This window comes from Oceanisphaera arctica (genome assembly GCF_002936955.1).
Lineage (GTDB): Bacteria > Pseudomonadota > Gammaproteobacteria > Enterobacterales > Aeromonadaceae > Oceanimonas > Oceanimonas arctica.
Window position 1 is genome coordinate 130,384 of sequence record NZ_MPZM01000001.1, and the last position, 16,816, is coordinate 147,199.

Genomic DNA, 16,816 nt, shown 5'->3' on the forward strand with positions numbered 1-16,816 from the left:
TACCAGGAACCCCGGTTTCAACACTGATATATAAATGGGGGCCTTTGGCCCCCTTTGTCTTGGAAAGAGAATTATGGCCAGAGAATTCAGCCGATCCCGCCGGGTAGGACAGGAATTGCAAAAAGAAATTGCGATGATCCTGCAGCGGGAAATCAAAGATGAGCGCCTCAAGTTGGTGACGGTATCCGGTGTCGAGTTGTCTCGAGATCTGAACTACGCCAAGGTGTTCGTTACCTTTCTGGAAAATGATCCGGAAAAAATCGAGCAGGGCATGAAGGTATTGAAAGATGCCAGCGGCTTTATTCGCAGCCTGGTGGGTAAAGCCATGCGCTTGCGGGTGACTCCCGAATTGCGGTTTGCTTACGACCAGAGTCTGGTGGAAGGTGTACGTATTTCTACTTTGGTATCCAGTACCATTGCCGAAGACAATCGCCGTATGCAAGAAAGCGGTCGCAATGAAGAAGATCAAGACCAGGATCAAGATCAAGAGAAGAAGGATTAATTATGGGGCGTCAGCGTCGATTTCGTGGTCGTGAAGTAGACGGCATTCTGTTGTTGGACAAGCCTGCCGGCATTACCTCCAACGATGCCCTGCAACAGGTCAAGCGTATTTATGCCGCCGCCAAGGCGGGTCATACCGGTGCGCTCGATCCGCTGGCCACCGGCATGTTGCCGATCTGCCTGGGCGAGGCGACCAAGTTTTCCCAGTTTTTGCTGGAAGCGGACAAGCGCTATCGGGTGGTTGCCAAGCTGGGCGAGCGTACCGATACCAGTGATGCGGATGGCGAAGTGGTCGAGACCCGGCCGGTCAACGTGGCCCCGGGTGACTTGATCGAAGCACTGGACCGCTTTCGTGGCCAGAGCCAGCAGATCCCGTCCATGTATTCCGCGCTCAAGTATCAGGGCAAGCCCCTGTACCAGTATGCCCGTGAAGGCATAGAAGTACCGCGGGAATCCCGCCCCATCACCGTCTATGAGCTGACACTCATTCGCTTTGAAGGGGATGAAGTCGAGCTGGAAGTGCATTGCAGCAAGGGCACCTATATCCGGACCATCGTCGATGATCTGGGCGAAGTGCTGGGCTGCGGGGCGCACGTGACTGTGCTGCGCCGGCTGGCGGTAGCGGGTTACCCGACCGAACGTATGCTGACTCTTGAGCAGTTGGAGTGTATTCTCGAAAACTGCCGGACGCAGGATATAGCGCCTCGCCTGGAGCTGGATCCGCTGTTGTTGCCGATGGACACCGCCGTTTCCACCCTGCCGGAAGTGAATATGTCCGAGCTGGTGGCCGGTTATATCAACCAGGGGCAGGCGGTGCAGGTCTCCGGCGCGCCGCTCGAGGGTTTGGTACGCATGACCATGGGTGATGAACACCAGTTTATCGGTGTCGGTGAAATCGACGACGACGGTAAAGTCGCCCCCAAGCGCCTGGTTCGCTGAAACGCCTTAGCTTCCCAACATAAACGGCTCTAGTCAGGGCCGTTTATGTTACTGACATTTTCTGGTTGCCAACATCGGCTTAACTGGTAGAATGCGCAGCTCGCTTTCCGGCTGAATTAGTGATCGGCTGGAAAAAACATTCATCTCTTTGGAGTACAAAAGATGTCACTAAATGCTGAAACCAAAGCCCAGATCGTTGCTGACCATGCACGTGCTGAAGGCGACACCGGTTCACCTGAAGTTCAGGTTGCCCTGCTGAGCGCCCAGATCAACCACCTGCAAGGTCACTTCAAGCAGCACATCCACGATCACCACAGCCGTCGTGGTCTGCTGCGCATGGTATCCCAGCGTCGTAGCCTGCTGGACTACCTGAAGCGTAAAGACGTTGCGCGTTATAGTGCACTGATCGCCAAACTGGGTCTGCGTCGTTAATCGACCATCCGGTTCAAGAAAAAGGGGCTTCGGCCCCTTTTTTGTTGCCTGATTTTTAAGGTTAGGGGTAAGGCGTGAGGAGCAAAATACACTGCCTGTGAGTTAGGTGTTTTTCGCCTCACCCCTCACTTGCATAAAGCCTGTGAATTCGGTTTATACCCAGCACTCTTTTCGCCTCACTTCTCACGTGTTCCCCACTTGTTTTTCCCTTGCGTTTCTGTCCTTTAAACGGGAATCAAGTATACTGTGGCGGTAAATTAAAAGACCAAACATATTAAGGAATCTACAACGTGAATCCTATCGTGAAAACCTTCCAGTACGGCCAGCATACCGTCACCCTCGAAACCGGCGTAATGGCGCGTCAGGCCAATGGTGCCGTCATGGCCAGCATCGATGATACCGCCGTTCTGGTGACCGTCGTTGGCAAGCGCGAAGCCGATGAAAGCAAAGACTTCTTCCCGCTGACCGTTAACTACCAGGAGCGGACCTACGCTGCCGGCCGTATCCCGGGCAGCTTCTTCAAGCGCGAAGGCCGTCCGACGGAAGGTGAAACACTGACCTCGCGACTGATTGACCGTCCGATCCGTCCGTTGTTTCCCGATGGATTCAAAAACGAAGTACAGGTGATTGCGACCGTCGTATCGGTTAACCCCGATATCGCGCCCGATATCATTGCCATGCTGGGTACCTCCGCGGCCCTGGCCATTTCCGGTATTCCGTTTGCCGGCCCTATCGGTGCCGCCCGCGTCGGTTACATGAATGGCGAATACGTACTGAACCCGAGCATCAGCGAGCTGGAAAACAGCGAGCTGGATCTGGTGGTTGCCGGTACCGCCAATGCGGTACTGATGGTGGAGTCTGAAGCCAACATTCTGCCCGAAGAAGTGATGCTGGGCGCCGTTGTTTACGGTCACGAGCAGCTGAACACCGCCGTTCAGGCAATCAATGAATTTGCCGCCGAAGTGGGCACCCAGCCCTGGGACTGGCAGCCGAAGGCCGAGAACGAAAGCCTGAAAGCTCAGGTTGCCGAACTGGCTACCACCGAACTGGGCGAAGCCTATCGCATCACCGACAAGAGCGCTCGTCGTGACGCCATCGGTGCCATCAAGGCCAAGGCACTGACGGCGGTACTGTCCGCTAATCCCGAGCAGGGCATCAAGGAAGTACAGGAACAGCTGGGCAAGCTGGAGAAGCAGATTGTACGTGGTCGCGTAGTACGCGGTGAGCCCCGTATCGATGGTCGCGAACCGGACATGATCCGTGCCCTGAACGTGGCTACTGGTCTGCTGCCCCGTACCCATGGTTCCGCCCTGTTCACCCGTGGTGAAACCCAGGCCCTGGTTGCCGCTACCCTGGGCACAGAGCGTGACGCTCAGCTGATCGACGAGCTGACCGGCGCCCGTACCAACCGCTTCATGCTGCACTACAACTTCCCTCCCTACTGTGTGGGCGAAACCGGCATGGTCGGCAGCCCCAAGCGTCGGGAAATCGGTCACGGCCGTCTGGCCAAGCGCGGCGTTGCTGCCGTGATGCCGAGTGCTGATGTCTTCCCGTACACGGTGCGTGTGGTATCTGAAATTACCGAATCGAATGGTTCTTCCTCCATGGCTTCCGTGTGCGGTACGTCACTGGCGCTGATGGACGCGGGTGTGCCGATCAAGGCTTCCGTGGCCGGTATCGCCATGGGTCTGGTTAAAGAAGACGCCGGCTTTGTGGTGCTGTCCGACATCCTGGGTGACGAAGATCATCTGGGCGACATGGACTTTAAAGTGGCCGGTACCACTCAGGGCATTACCGCCCTGCAGATGGACATCAAGATCGAAGGCATCACCAAAGAAATCATGGAAGTGGCGCTGAAGCAGGCGCGCAACGCCCGTCTGCACATCTTGAAAGTAATGGATGAAGCGATGCAGGCACCGCGTGCCGATATCTCCGATTTCGCTCCGCGTATCCATATCATCAAGATCAACCCGGAGAAGATCCGTGATGTCATCGGTAAAGGTGGCGCCACCATTCGTGCGCTGACCGAAGAAACCGGCACCACCATAGAGCTGGATGACGACGGTACCGTCAAGATTGCCGCCGTCGACGGCGAAGCCGCCAAGCTTGCGATTCGTCGCATCGAGCAGCTGACAGCCGAAGTGGAAGCCGGCACCATCTACGAAGGTCAGGTTGTACGCCTGGCCGACTTCGGTGCCTTCGTCAACATTCTGCCCGGCAAGGATGGTCTGGTGCATATCTCCCAGATCACCGAAGAGCGGGTCAAGAATGTGTCCGATCACCTGACCGTGGGTGACATGGTCAAGGTCAAGGTACTGGAAGTGGATCGTCAGGGCCGTATTCGTCTGTCCATCAAGGAAGCGAAAGAGCCGGCAGTAGCCGAAGCTCCCGCTGCCGAAGAAACCAAGGTTGAAGAAGCCAAGGTTGAAACGGCACCGACCGAAGTAGCTCAAACTGAAGCAGCACCGGCCGACAAGGCCGAGTAACTTCAGCCATGGCCTGACAGGCTAATGGATAAATAGAAAAAGCCGGGATGATTCCCGGCTTTTTTGTTTTTGGCCATGGCATGTGATGGTCGGTGGAGCAGATCCCTTTGCCCTCAGTGATGCACCGGCGTTGCCTCTGAAACTCCGACCCAAAATTTGATTAGAGATTAAATGGGATTGGTATCATACCAATTTGAATAAACATCCGATCATTTATCAAACCCGAGCTCAGAGGCAACACAGCCGCCTCCACGACACGCCATAAACTCATCCCTGAGGGCTCGGGAAATGCCGTCCATGGCATTTCACGGTCGTGGTAGTCGATCTCTGTTGCCTCTTCTCAAGCACCGAGTTGTCTGTAGACGATGTCAACAGGCAACTCCCTGGCATCAGGGAGGATAAAGGGATCTGCTCCGCCGACCCTCCGCGCCAAGGATGGCGCGGCGGAGCCTACATGGAGGTATTCACGGCGTGTCGGCGGAGCGGGCCCTTTGTCCGACCTTTGCAGAGCAACCAACTAGATCAGTTATTTACTCTGTTTGGTATCAGGCAGTCAGCGGCTTTGCAAGAGGCTGGCGGCTGTCCTGCTGAGCGTCCAGGTGGCGCAGCAGTATGCCGAAGTCGGCGTCCACCGACTCGGGAAGAGGCAGACAGACCACATGACCGCTGCCGGGTGCGACCTCGATGGCTTCACCCTTGCGGTTTTTCAGCTGTTCCAGGGTGAAGGTCAGGTTACCTTTGGGCGTCATCAGCTCCAGACGATTGCCGACCAGAAACTTGTTCTTCACCGCCACTTCTACCCAGTCGCCGTTGCGGGCAGTGATTTCGCCCACGAACTGCTGACTGGTGGAGACCGAGTAGCCGGTGTCGTAATTCTGATAGTCGCTGTGGGCGTGACGCTTGAGAAAGCCTTCGGTGTAACCGCGGTGGGCCAGGTTTTCCAGGGTATTCATCAAGGAGGCGTCGAAGGGGCGTCCGGCCACCGCATCGTCTATGGCCTTGCGATACACCTGAGCGGTGCGGGCTACGTAATAGAACGACTTGGTGCGGCCTTCAATCTTCAGCGAGTGCACGCCCATTTGAGTCAATCGCTCCACATACTGTACCGCGCGCAGATCCTTGGAATTCATGATGTAGGTGCCGTGCTCGTCTTCATAGGCGGCCATGTACTCGCCGGGGCGATTGCTTTCTTCCAGCAGTACCGGCTGATCATAAGGGGCACCGGCACCCAGGGTGGGCTCGACCTGTTGCACCAGCTCTACCGGTTGCACCAGGATGGGCTCCTGCTTGTGCACTATCTGGCCGGCGTCGTCTTCCTTGGCGTCGTGCACCTTGTATTCCCAGCGACAGGCGTTAGTACAGGTGCCCTGGTTGGGATCGCGCTTGTTGATGTAGCCAGAGAGCAGGCAGCGGCCGGAATAGGCCATGCACAGGGCGCCGTGTACGAACACTTCCAGCTCGACGGTGGGGCAGTTGGCGTGAATCTCCTCGATCTCTTCCAGCGACAACTCGCGTGACAGTATCACCCGTTCTATGCCGTAGTCCTGCCAGAATTTGACCGAGGCCCAATTGACCGCATTGGCCTGCACCGACAGATGAATGGGCATGTTGGGAAAGTGCTCGCGTACCAGCATGATAAGACCGGGATCGGACATGATCAGCGCATCCGGACCCATCTCCACTACCGGCTTCATGTCGCGCAGAAAGGTTTTCAGCTTGGCGTTGTGGGGCTGTATGTTGACCACCACATAGAACTTCTTGCCCATGGCATGGGCCTCGTCGATGCCAATCTTGAGATTTTCGTGATTGAATTCGTTGTTGCGTACCCGCAGCGAATAGCGTGGCTGGCCGGCGTAAACCGCATCGGCGCCATAGGCGAAGGCGTAGCGCATATTCTTGAGGGTACCGGCGGGGGAGAGTAATTCGGGTTTGAACGATTCGGTGGTCAACATGGGATCTCGTCTGATGTCAGGTCAGAGGGCCACCATCTGATGGCGGCCGGAAGACGATATTTTACTCCACCAGGCCACCAGTTTCGAGCAAAGACAAACAACCGGGCCCAGGCCCGGTTGTTTGTGGTAACAGCTACTGCTGCCGAATGTTGCTGTCGATTGTTATCTGGATATATGGGCGATCAGATCCAGCACCTTGTGGGAGTAGCCGATTTCGTTGTCGTACCAGGACACCAGCTTGACGAAGTTGTCGTTGAGGGCGATGCCGGCGGAGGCATCGAATACACTGGTACAGGTTTCGCCGAGAAAGTCGGTCGAGACGACAGCATCTTCGGTGTAGCCCAGAATGCCTTTCAGCTCGCCCTCGGCCGCCGCCTTGATGGTGGCGCAGATATCTTCGTAGCTGGCCGCTTTTTCCAGGCGCACGGTCAGGTCCACCACCGAGACGTTGGGGGTAGGCACCCGGAAGGCCATGCCGGTGAGCTTGCCGTTGAGTTCCGGAATCACCTTGCCGACCGCCTTGGCGGCGCCGGTAGAGGAGGGGATGATGTTCTGACCTGCGCCCCGGCCGCCGCGCCAGTCCTTTTGCGACGGGCCGTCAACGGTTTTCTGGGTGGCTGTGGTGGCGTGTACCGTGGTCATCAAGCCTTCGACGATACCGAAGTTGTCGTTGATCACCTTCGCCAGCGGCGCCAGGCAGTTGGTGGTGCAGGAGGCGTTGGAGACGATATCTTCGCCGGCATAACGCAGATGGTTGACGCCCATCACGAACATGGGGGTATTGTCTTTTGAAGGTCCCGTCATCACCACCTTTTTGGCGCCGGCCCGAATATGCTGGCGGGCTTGTTCATCGGTCATGAAGATGCCAGTGGCTTCGGCCACTACGTCTACCCCGGCCCAGTTCAGGGCGGCGGGATCGCGCTCGGCGGTGATCCGAATGGCGTTGCCGTTGACGATAAGCTGGCCACCTTCTACCGCCACCTTGCCCTGGAAACGACCGTGGGTAGAGTCGTATTTGAGCATATAGGCCATATAGTCCACGTCTTGCAGATCGTTGATGGCAACGACCTGCATGTCGTCGCGCCCACAGGCGGCGCGAAACATCAGTCGACCGATACGTCCGAAACCATTGATAGCTACCTTGATTGTCATAAATACACCTGATATTTAGAAGATTAAAAGTGATGAGGTTAAAACTTTATGGTTGTAAAGTTACCAAAAAACAATGAATCGTCAATGAGTAACTGGTGTTTTACTGTAACTAATTACGTATTTCTGAAATTTTATTTCTTTTTGTAGTTATTTTTCTATCTTTAAGTCAAGGCAACAGCTTAAAGTCAGGATGACCGTTGGCGTATTGCCATCAGTCATCTTTAACGGAGAGTCGGGTGGATGCAGTCAGCTGCGACGATAAGACCCGGTTTTCAGCTGATGGTGTCGACCTCTTGCTGCATCTGCCGTTGCTGAGTATTGTCGAAGCGGGTATAGGTGTCGATGCGTTCCATATTCAACAGGGCCGAGTGACCCAGGCTGCTCAGCACTCGGCTCCAGATCCAGACGTCTCTGTAACGCCGCTCACGAGTATAAAGTGTCAGCAGGTTGGCGATAATCGGTATCTATGGTGACTTCGGGCTCATAAAGACTCAGTGCACGGTGCAGAGCCTGCATCGCAGCGGTGCTGTCACGAATAATGAGCAATTCCGCCAGGGCCTTCTGCAAATTGGGTTGCTGCATCTCCGGTTTGTCGGCAAGTGCGATGAAGCGGGCTTTGGTCTGCCTGTCTCCCCTGTGTTGCCAGTGTCAGAGCAGCAGATAAGGATAATCGGAGCTTAGAGTCTGCGGTTCCAGCTGTCTTCATGAAGATCGGTACAGAATTGTGGTGTTGTTTCTCAGATGGTTTGGATGCGATCTTGCTCACAAGCTGCCAAAAAGAGCGGTGCCGTGAGTATCAAAAAAGCAGATTTAGTATTCATTTGAATGCCTGGCGGCCTGTCCTTAGTCTGGTAATCATACCCCCTATCCACTAAAATGGGCGTACTTAAATAGAGCTGATGCGGCATGGTTTTTGCCCGCTTCAATACTAATGACAGTTACCTGAAATAAAAGGATTCGGTTGATGACCCACGAGAGTTACCTTTCCGCCTGGCAGCAAAGCCAGGAGCTGGCAGAGTCCATGCAGCCCCTGATCGGCAAACTGTATCGCAACCAGGGGGTGGAAATTTGCGTCCATGCGCGTCCCCTGCTGAATGCCTCTACCATTGAGATTATCAAGGCTCATCGTGTGGTAAGTCGCCACGAAGGGAAGGCCCTGTTGGTCAGCCAGAGCTACCCGGTGCTGAAGGCACTGAGCGAGCTGGATCTGGCTCCGGCCAGCATCGACCTGGGTAAACTGGCCGTCAGTTACTGGCAAGATCACCAGGACGAATCCGGCCTGGCCGATTTTCTGCGCAGTGAGCTGGCCTCTGCCCTGAACACCGATCATGACAACAAGCCGACCGATGTGGTGTTGTACGGCTTCGGTCGTATCGGTCGACTGCTGGCGCGTTTGCTGATCGAGCGCTCCGGTGGCAATCACGGTCTGCGTCTGCGTGGCATAGTGGTACGTGGCTCGGTTGACGATCTGGAAAAACGCGCCAGCCTGCTGCGTCGTGATTCCGTGCATGGCCCTTTCAACGGCTCCATCGAAGTCGACGCCGAAAACCACGCCATTATCGCCAACGGCACCTATATCCAGGTGATTTACGCCAACAGCCCGGAAGAAATCGATTATACCCAGTACGGTATCGACGATGCGTTGATCGTTGATAACACCGGTATCTGGCGCGATGAAGCCGGCCTGGGCCTGCACCTCAAGGCCAAGGGCGCCGCCAAGGTGCTGCTGACCGCGCCGGGCAAGGGCGACATCAAGAACATCGTATTCGGTGTCAACGACAACATGATTCTGCCGGAAGACCGTATCATGTCGGCGGCCTCCTGTACCACCAACGCCATTACCCCGGTGCTGAAGGCGGTGAACGACGCCTACGGTGTGAAGAATGGTCACGTGGAGACCGTGCACTCCTACACCAACGACCAGAACCTGATCGATAACTTTCACAAGGGCGATCGTCGTGGCCGCAGTGCCGCACTGAACATGGTGCTGACCAGCACCGGCGCCGCCTCTGCCGTGGCCAAGGCGCTGCCGGAGCTCAAAGGCAAGCTCACCGGCAACGCCATTCGGGTTCCAACGCCGAACGTCTCCATGGCGGTGATCAACCTGAATCTGGACAAGCCCACTACCGCCGACGAGCTGAACGAGTATCTGCTCAAGGTGTCACTGGACTCACCGTTGCACAACCAGATTGATTTCAGCACCAGCAGCGAGCTGGTGTCCACCGATATGGTTGGCTCTCGTTTCTCCGGTATCGTCGACTCCCTGGCCACCATCGCCGAAGGCGACCGGGCCGTACTCTATGTCTGGTATGACAACGAGTTCGGTTACAGCTGTCAGGTTGTGCGCGTGATGCAGAAAATGGCCGGTATCGAGCTGATGGACCTGCCCGCCTGAGGGCGGATACAGATTGATACAGGCAACGATACAGGCAAATAATGCCGTAGCAGTTGGAAGGGGCGGCCATGGGCTGCCCCTTTTGTTTTCGTGGCGATAATATCCATACCGCCCAGAGGAGAAAGTGTTATGTCATCTTTTCAGCAAGCGATCAAAAATATGCCCGAAGAGGTTTATCAGAAGCTGAGGACTGCGGTCGAACTCGGCAAGTGGCCGGACGGCTCTGTGCTGACCCCCGAGCAGAAGGAAAGCAGCATGCAGGCGGTGATGCTCTGGCAGGCGATGCACAACGACAATCCCGAGCACATGACCATCGGCAAGGGGGGTGAGCTGGTGATGAAGAGCAAGTCGGAGCTGCGCCGCCAGTTCCGCGATGAAGCCGAGATCACCCGCCAGAAACTGAACTAAGCCCGTATGAAGCTTTAAGCGGTCAGCTGTTAGCCGTATGTGGCGGAGCCTGTTGCTGATGTGTTGTGCCAGAAGAAGATGCCCCGTCTGTAAAATGGATTCCGGCTCGTGGGCCGGAATGACGGCATCATTCGTCACTCCGGGCTTGACCCGGAGTCCATAACGGTTGCACCGTGCAATCCCCAATCCCTTTGAAATTTTTCTTGTACAAGCTTGATCTTGTTGTACAACCAGGTCTATCTTGTAATACATAGTTGTACAAGAGGAAGAAGCATGTACAAGTTTGATCCCAAGGTGATACGTGTCGGCATCAGCGGTTGCCTGACCGGACAACCGGTACGTTTTGACGGTGGCCACAAGCGTTCCGATTTCTGTACCGAAGAGCTGGCCGGCTTCGTGGAGTTTGTGCCCCTGTGTCCGGAGATAGCCATCGGTTTGGGCACACCCCGACCCAGCATTCGGCTGATCAATCAGGGCGGCGAGATACTGGCGCAGACGGCGAAGGGCGAAGACGTCACCGCTGCCTTGCGCGATTACGGCCAGAAGATGGCGGCGCAGTTTGATGGGCTCAGTGGCTATATCCTCTGTGCCAAATCGCCCAGCTGCGGTATGGAACGGGTGCGGGTTTACCATGACAGTGGTAAGGGCAATGCCAAGGAAGGTACCGGAATCTATGCCGCCGAGCTGATGCGGGCACAGCCTTTACTGCCGCTGGAAGAAGACGGTCGGCTCAACGATGCGGCGCTGCGGGAAAACTTCGTGACCCGGGTTTTTGCCCTGCATGACTGGCAGTGCCTGCGCCACGAGGGGATAACCGCCGCCCGGCTCATCGCATTCCACAGTCGTTATAAATATCTGCTGATGGCGCATCATCGCGACAGCTATCAGCGTCTTGGCAAGCTGCTGTCCGACTTGTCCGTCGATCTCGAGCACAAGGCGAATGCCTATATCGAAGGCATGATGCAGGCACTGAGCAATAACGTCAGCCGCACCAGCCACACCAATGTGCTGCAACATCTGCAGGGCTATTTCAAGCAGGAGCTCAGTTCCCGCCAGCGCCAGGAGCTGGCCCGCACTATTCACCAATACCGGGAAGGCATATTGCCCTTGCTGGCGCCCATTACCCTGCTGCGCCATTACTTGGCTGAGTACCCCAACGACTATCTGCACCAGCAGGTGTATCTGAATCCTCATCCGGAGGCATTGCGACTGCGCTATGGCATCTGAACCGCTGTACCCGATTCGGGACGTTTCCCGACTGACCGGTATCAACCCAGTCACCCTGCGCGCCTGGCAGCGTCGGTACGGGCTGTTGAAGCCGGCCCGTACCGAGAAAGGTCACCGTTTGTACTCCGACGATGATATCGCGCTGATCCGCCAGATACTGCATTGGGTGGATCAGGGGGTCAGTATCGGTCAGGTAAAAGGCCTGTTGGCCGAGCCCACCCCAGTGGCCAGTGGCTCCAACTGGGAGCAGGCGCGGGAACGACTGATGACGGCCGCGCAGCAACTCAATCTTGGCCGTTTGGAAGCCGAACTGCTGGAGCTGACCAGTCTCTATCCGGCCGAGCTGGTGTTACGCCGGGTAGTAGAGCCCTGGCTGCTGGCGCTGGCGCGTCTGCAGCGGCCCGATGCGCAACTTATAGAACAAAGTGCCCTGGCCTTGCTGAAGCGGCTGTTGCATCAGCTGTTGACCATCAAAACCGGGCCTGTGATAGCGGTAGCCAGAGTGGGCCAGGTGAGAGATCAACAGGCGGTGTTGACCCAGTTTGAATTGCAGGGACTGGAGTGCCGCAGCCTGGATCTGGGGGTGCTTGACCCGCTGACGTTACCGCTGGCGGAGGGAAGGCTCAAATTTGACGCCCTGGTGGTGATACTGGGGCCGGGCCTGAGTCAGAGCTGGTTCAACGACATGGACTCTGTCTTTCCGCAGCACTGCTTTTTTACCGGTGAACTGGGCACCCTCTATCGGCAGCAAGGCTGGCTGAACAGGCCCTTTGCCGTCACGGTCAGCGAGATTGCGAGGAATCATGATGCGTCATTTAGTCTGGTTCAGAACTGATTTGCGGGTGGCGGATAATCCCGCCCTGTATGAAGCCGCCGCCGACGGTGCCGAGGTGGAGGCGGTGTATATCGACTGCCCGGGCCAGTGGCGTTGCCATGGAAATTCCTCCATACAGCGTGACTTTATGTCCCGGAATCTTCAGGTGCTGAACGAACAGCTGGCGCAGCTGGGCATACCGCTGACGGTGCTGACAGTCGACACCTTTGCCGAGGTACCCGCGGTGCTGGCGTCATGGCTGACAACACACACATTCGATGCGCTTTATGCCAACCGGGAACTCGGCATCGACGAACGCAGGCGTGACAAGGCGGTGCAGCAGACACTGCTCGTCCCCTGTCGGGTATATAACGGTGACTGCGTTGTCGATCACGGCAGCCTGACCACCCGTAGCGGCGACATGTACAAGGTGTTTACCCCCTTCGCCAAAAGCTGGCTGGCCAGCCTGCGCGCCAGCGGTTACCGGTTGTTACCGGTGCCGGAGGCGCTGGGAGAGCCGCTGTCTTGCGAGCCCCTGAGTCTGAGTGGCGAACGAGTGTCGAGTGAGGCCTGGTCGGCGGGAGAGGCAGCCGCCGCCCAACGACTGACGCAATTCTGCCGGTTGTCGCTGCGGGATTATGGGGAGCTGCGGGATTTTCCGGCCGAGGACGGCACCAGCAGCCTGTCGCCTTATCTGGCGCTTGGCATTCTGTCTCCCAATCAGTGTCTGGCGGCCATCGAGGCCGAGCTGGAACAACTGCCGTTCAGCCGGGGCGAGCCGGGCTTTGTCTGGCTCAATGAGCTCATCTGGCGGGAATTCTATCGCCATCTGCTGGTGGCCTTTCCGCGGTTGTCGATGGAACGGGCTTTCAAGCCGGAAACCGAGGCATTGCAGTGGAGCCAGGACGACGAAGGATTCCGGGCCTGGCGGGAGGGGCAGACCGGCTATCCTATCGTGGATGCGGCCATGCGCTGCCTGAAGCAGACCGGCTGGATGCATAATCGGCTGCGGATGATAGTGGCCAGCTTTCTGACCAAGGATCTGCATATCGACTGGCGCCGGGGCGAAGCCTGGTTCATGTCGCGCCTGATCGATGGCGAGCTGGCGGCCAACAACGGCGGCTGGCAATGGGCCGCCGGCACCGGCGCCGATGCGGCGCCCTATTTTCGGGTATTCAACCCCACTACCCAGGGGGAGCGTTTCGATGCGGATGGCGACTTCATTCGTCGCTGGCTGCCGGAGCTGGCCGAGGTGCCGACCAGGGTGATCCATGCTCCTCACGACTGGCTGGATAATCATGTTCCGGGTCATGGCTATCCCAAACCCATAGTGGATCATAAGCGCGCTCGGCTTCATGCCATCGCCATGTTCGATGCCCTCAAAGACCGGGAGGCGGTATGAGCCCGGCGTTGGCGGTGTTTTGTCGCGAGTATCAGAGGCTGTCGGCGACGAACCTGCAGGTGCTGCGCGACATCTATGCTCCCGACATCAGCTTCAGCGATCCGGCCCATCATATTCAGGGCATAGCGGCACTGCTGTCGTACTTCGAGGGGCTTTTTACCCGGGTAACGAGCTGTCGCTTTGACATCGAACAGGTGATGGAGCAGGGCGATGAAGCCTTTGTACGCTGGCAGATGGTTTTTTGCCATCCGCGCCTGAATGGCGGAAAAGAAGTACAGGTTCCCGGCGTCAGCCACCTGCGTTTCGCCGAGCTGGTGTATGAGCACACAGACTATTTCGATATGGGCGCCATGCTGTATGAGCAGTTACCGCTGCTGGGTGGCGTTATCCGGGCATTGAAACGGAGGCTTGACCAATGAAACGGGTATTGATTACCGGAACCAACTCGGGCATCGGGCTGCAATTGGCCCGGGATTATCACCGCGATGGCTGGCAGCTGGTGGCCTGTGGCCGCAACCGGGAAAAGCTGGAGCAGGCGCTGGAAGGAATCGACTGTGAACTGTGCGTGTTCGATATGCTGCAGCCCGAGCCGATGCAGCAGGCGGTGAGCGAGCTGTCGCCCCTGGATCTGGTGATCCTCAACGCGGGCAATTGCGAATATATCGACGATGCCAGCCAGTTTGATGCCGAGTTATTCGCCCGAGTGGTCAATGCCAACCTGATCGGCACCGCCAACTGCCTGGCGGCAATGATACCGCAGATAAAACAGGGCGGCCGAGTGGCGGTGGTCAGTTCTTCGGTGACCTTTCTGCCGCTGACCCGCGCCGAGGCCTATGGCGCCTCCAAGGCTGGGCTGGATTATCTGACCCGCACCTTAGGGATTGATCTGGCGCCGCATCATATCGAAGTCAGCCTGATCCGGCCCGGTTTCGTCGACACACCGCTGACCCGCAAAAACGACTTTCCCATGCCCGGCCGGGTGTCACCAGAGCAGGCCAGTGCGGCTATTCGCAAGGGGCTCGCTAAAGGCAAGTCCGAGATCAATTTTCCCTTTGGCTTTATCATGGTATTGCGCCTGCTTTCCTGGTTGCCACACCGACTCTGGGCTGCGTTGGCACGGCGCACGGCAAGGAGTGACAAATGAGCAGAATTGCCGTGATTGGCAGTGGTATCTCCGGCCTGACCAGCGCCTGGCTGCTGAGCGAGCAGCACGAAGTCAGCCTTTTAGAGGCCAACGATTATCTCGGTGGCCATACCGCTACCGTTGATGTGAACCTGGGCGGACAAACCCACGCGGTAGATACCGGCTTCATCGTGTTCAACGACAGAACCTACCCGAATTTTCAGCGGCTGCTGGCCCGTATCGGCATCAAGGCCCGGGCCACCGAGATGAGCTTCAGCGTGCGTCAGGCCCGGACCGGACTGGAGTATAACGGCCATACTCTGGGCTCCATGTTTGCCCAGCGGGTCAACCTGCTGCGGCCGCGCTTCTACTGTTTTCTGGCCGAAATAGTGCGCTTCAACCTCTTGTGCAAAAAGATCCTCAAGGCCGGTGGGTTGAACGACACCGAGACCCTGGGCAGTTTTCTGGACCGCTACGGCTTCTCCGACTTCTTCAGCGGACACTACATACTGCCGATGGTGGCGGCTATCTGGTCCTCGTCGCTGGCCGATAGCCGGGATGTTCCGCTGGCCTTCTTTCTGCGTTTTTTCAATCATCACGGCCTGCTCAACCTGGTGGACAGACCCCAGTGGTATGTGGTGCAAGGTGGCTCGCGCAGCTATATACCGGCGCTGACGGCCCCGCTCAGGGATATTCGGCTCAATACGCCGGTGCTGTCTGTTCATCGTCACCCGACCGGGGTGGGCATCGAAACCGCCAGTGGCGTCGAATCCTTTGACGAGGTGATTTTTGCCTGCCATTCGGATCAGACGTTGAGATTGCTGGCTGATGCCTCCGAGGCCGAGCGGCAGGTGCTGGGCGGGCTGGCGTATCGCGATAACGAGGTGGTGTTGCATACCGACACCCGTTTGCTGCCGCGCGAGCCCCGGGCCTGGGCCAGCTGGAACTACTGGCTGGACGGGGCCGAAGACGCGCTGCCGGCGGTCACCTACAACATGAACATACTGCAGGGGCTGGACGCGCAAGAGACGTTCTGTGTCACCCTTAATCGCAGCCATGCCATCGATCCGGCCAAGATACTGCGTCGTTTCACCTACGCCCATCCGGTGTATAACCGCGACGCCATCAGAGCACAAAGCCGCCGCGTAGAGATTTGCGGCCGGCAGCATACCCACTTCTGTGGTGCCTACTGGTACAACGGCTTTCATGAAGATGGTGTCAGGAGTGCGCTCTATGTCTGTGCCCGCTTCGGGGTGACCCTATGACGTCGCACAGCGCCATCTATCGAGGTCAGGTTCGCCACCGTCGCTATGCTCCCCGCGAGCATAGCTTCAGCTACGGCCTCTATATGCTGGCGCTGGATCTGGACGAGCTGGAACAGCTGGCCGCCCGCAGTCGATTATTCGCCTGCGAGCGCTTTGCTCCCTTGAGTTTTCGCCGCCGGGACTATCTGGGTGATCCGGCCCTGCCGTTGAAAACGGCGGTGCTGGAGGAAGTCGAGCGGTTGGGTGGCGATACCGGCGAGCTGGATCGGGTGTTGATGCTGGGACAGGTACGCTGCTTTGGCTTGTATTTCAGCCCGATTAATGTGTTTTTTTGTTACCAGGGTGAGCAGGCCCGTTATGCGCTGATGGAGGTACATAACACCCCGTGGAATGAGCGTCATTGTTATTTAGTGGACCTTGAACAGGCCACCCCGACGGATAAAGCGTTCCATGTTTCTCCCTTCATGGGCATGAAGATGCAGTACCACTGGCGGATCACCCCACCGGCACAGCGTGCGCTGGTACACATCGAAAACCGGGATCCGGCGCTGCTGTTTGATGCCACTTTGAGCCTGCAACGGCATCCCTTTGACCGGACCGTGTTGAAAGCGGCCTTGCTGCAATGGCCGATGATGACCCTGACCATAGTGCGTGGCATCTACTGGCAGGCGATACGGCTGTTTTTGAAACGCATTCCCTACCACTCACATTCTTGAAGGA

General features: G+C 57.2%; 15 protein-coding genes and 1 pseudogene. 13 read left to right on the plus strand and 3 right to left on the minus strand.

What is annotated here, in order from left to right; genetic code table 11:
- The first annotated feature begins 73 nt into the window (after positions 1-73).
- The 4 genes from rbfA (at position 74) to pnp (ending at position 4,358) form a co-directional block, all read left to right on the plus strand.
- A complete protein-coding gene (gene rbfA, locus UN63_RS00675) occupies positions 74-502 on the plus strand; it encodes a 30S ribosome-binding factor RbfA (RefSeq protein WP_104484864.1) in 429 nt (142 codons plus the stop codon).
- Positions 503-504: 2 nt separating this feature from the next.
- A complete protein-coding gene (gene truB, locus UN63_RS00680) occupies positions 505-1,440 on the plus strand; it encodes a tRNA pseudouridine(55) synthase TruB (protein WP_104484865.1) in 936 nt (311 codons plus the stop codon).
- Between the two features lie 162 nt (positions 1,441-1,602).
- Entirely contained in the window at positions 1,603-1,872 is a 270-nt protein-coding gene (gene rpsO / locus UN63_RS00685; RefSeq protein WP_104484866.1) for a 30S ribosomal protein S15, read from the plus strand.
- Between the two features lie 290 nt (positions 1,873-2,162).
- On the plus strand, positions 2,163-4,358 hold the full coding sequence (pnp, locus tag UN63_RS00690) for a polyribonucleotide nucleotidyltransferase (protein WP_104484867.1): 2,196 nt from the start codon (positions 2,163-2,165) through the stop codon (positions 4,356-4,358).
- Positions 4,359-4,903: 545 nt separating this feature from the next.
- On the opposite strand, the gene trhP is transcribed toward pnp, so the two are convergent.
- The 3 genes and pseudogenes from trhP to UN63_RS17410 all read right to left on the minus strand — a co-directional run.
- Positions 4,904-6,310 (minus strand): prephenate-dependent tRNA uridine(34) hydroxylase TrhP, encoded by a 1,407-nt coding sequence (gene trhP / locus UN63_RS00695; RefSeq protein WP_104484868.1) that lies wholly within the window; start codon positions 6,308-6,310, stop codon positions 4,904-4,906.
- A gap of 162 nt (positions 6,311-6,472) precedes the next feature.
- Positions 6,473-7,462 (minus strand): type I glyceraldehyde-3-phosphate dehydrogenase, encoded by a 990-nt coding sequence (gene gap / locus UN63_RS00700; protein WP_104484869.1) that lies wholly within the window; start codon positions 7,460-7,462, stop codon positions 6,473-6,475.
- A 423-nt stretch (positions 7,463-7,885) separates the two neighbouring features.
- A pseudogene (locus UN63_RS17410) lies at positions 7,886-8,098 on the minus strand (DUF2989 domain-containing protein); the annotation flags it as partial.
- Positions 8,099-8,426: 328 nt separating this feature from the next.
- On the opposite strand from UN63_RS17410, the gene UN63_RS00710 reads away from it, so the two are divergent.
- The 9 genes from UN63_RS00710 (at position 8,427) to UN63_RS00750 (ending at position 16,812) form a co-directional block, all read left to right on the plus strand.
- Positions 8,427-9,857 carry a glyceraldehyde-3-phosphate dehydrogenase gene (locus tag UN63_RS00710; protein WP_104484871.1) on the plus strand — a complete coding sequence of 477 codons (1,431 nt, stop codon included), beginning with the start codon at positions 8,427-8,429 and terminating at the stop codon, positions 9,855-9,857.
- A gap of 129 nt (positions 9,858-9,986) precedes the next feature.
- Positions 9,987-10,265 (plus strand): YeaC family protein, encoded by a 279-nt coding sequence (locus UN63_RS00715; protein ID WP_104484872.1) that lies wholly within the window; start codon positions 9,987-9,989, stop codon positions 10,263-10,265.
- A gap of 273 nt (positions 10,266-10,538) precedes the next feature.
- The gene (locus tag UN63_RS00720; protein ID WP_104484873.1) at positions 10,539-11,492 is read left to right on the plus strand and encodes a YbgA family protein; all 954 of its coding nucleotides are present in this window, start codon (positions 10,539-10,541) and stop codon (positions 11,490-11,492) included.
- Positions 11,482-12,327, plus strand: a complete 846-nt coding sequence (locus UN63_RS00725) for a MerR family transcriptional regulator (RefSeq protein WP_104484874.1) — start codon at positions 11,482-11,484, stop codon at positions 12,325-12,327. Before UN63_RS00720 ends, UN63_RS00725 begins: the two co-directional genes overlap by 11 nt.
- Complete coding sequence (gene phrB / locus UN63_RS00730) at positions 12,299-13,708, plus strand: deoxyribodipyrimidine photo-lyase (RefSeq protein WP_104484875.1); 1,410 nt, start codon at positions 12,299-12,301, stop codon at positions 13,706-13,708. The genes UN63_RS00725 and phrB overlap by 29 nt, the downstream gene beginning before the upstream one ends.
- On the plus strand, positions 13,705-14,127 hold the full coding sequence (locus UN63_RS00735; protein ID WP_104484876.1) for a nuclear transport factor 2 family protein: 423 nt from the start codon (positions 13,705-13,707) through the stop codon (positions 14,125-14,127). Before phrB ends, UN63_RS00735 begins: the two co-directional genes overlap by 4 nt.
- Positions 14,124-14,852, plus strand: a complete 729-nt coding sequence (locus tag UN63_RS00740) for an SDR family NAD(P)-dependent oxidoreductase (RefSeq protein ID WP_104484877.1) — start codon at positions 14,124-14,126, stop codon at positions 14,850-14,852. The genes UN63_RS00735 and UN63_RS00740 overlap by 4 nt, the downstream gene beginning before the upstream one ends.
- A complete protein-coding gene (locus UN63_RS00745) occupies positions 14,849-16,096 on the plus strand; it encodes an NAD(P)/FAD-dependent oxidoreductase (RefSeq protein ID WP_104484878.1) in 1,248 nt (415 codons plus the stop codon). The genes UN63_RS00740 and UN63_RS00745 overlap by 4 nt, the downstream gene beginning before the upstream one ends.
- Complete coding sequence (locus UN63_RS00750) at positions 16,093-16,812, plus strand: DUF1365 domain-containing protein (RefSeq protein ID WP_104484879.1); 720 nt, start codon at positions 16,093-16,095, stop codon at positions 16,810-16,812. Before UN63_RS00745 ends, UN63_RS00750 begins: the two co-directional genes overlap by 4 nt.
- Positions 16,813-16,816: the final 4 nt, after the last annotated feature.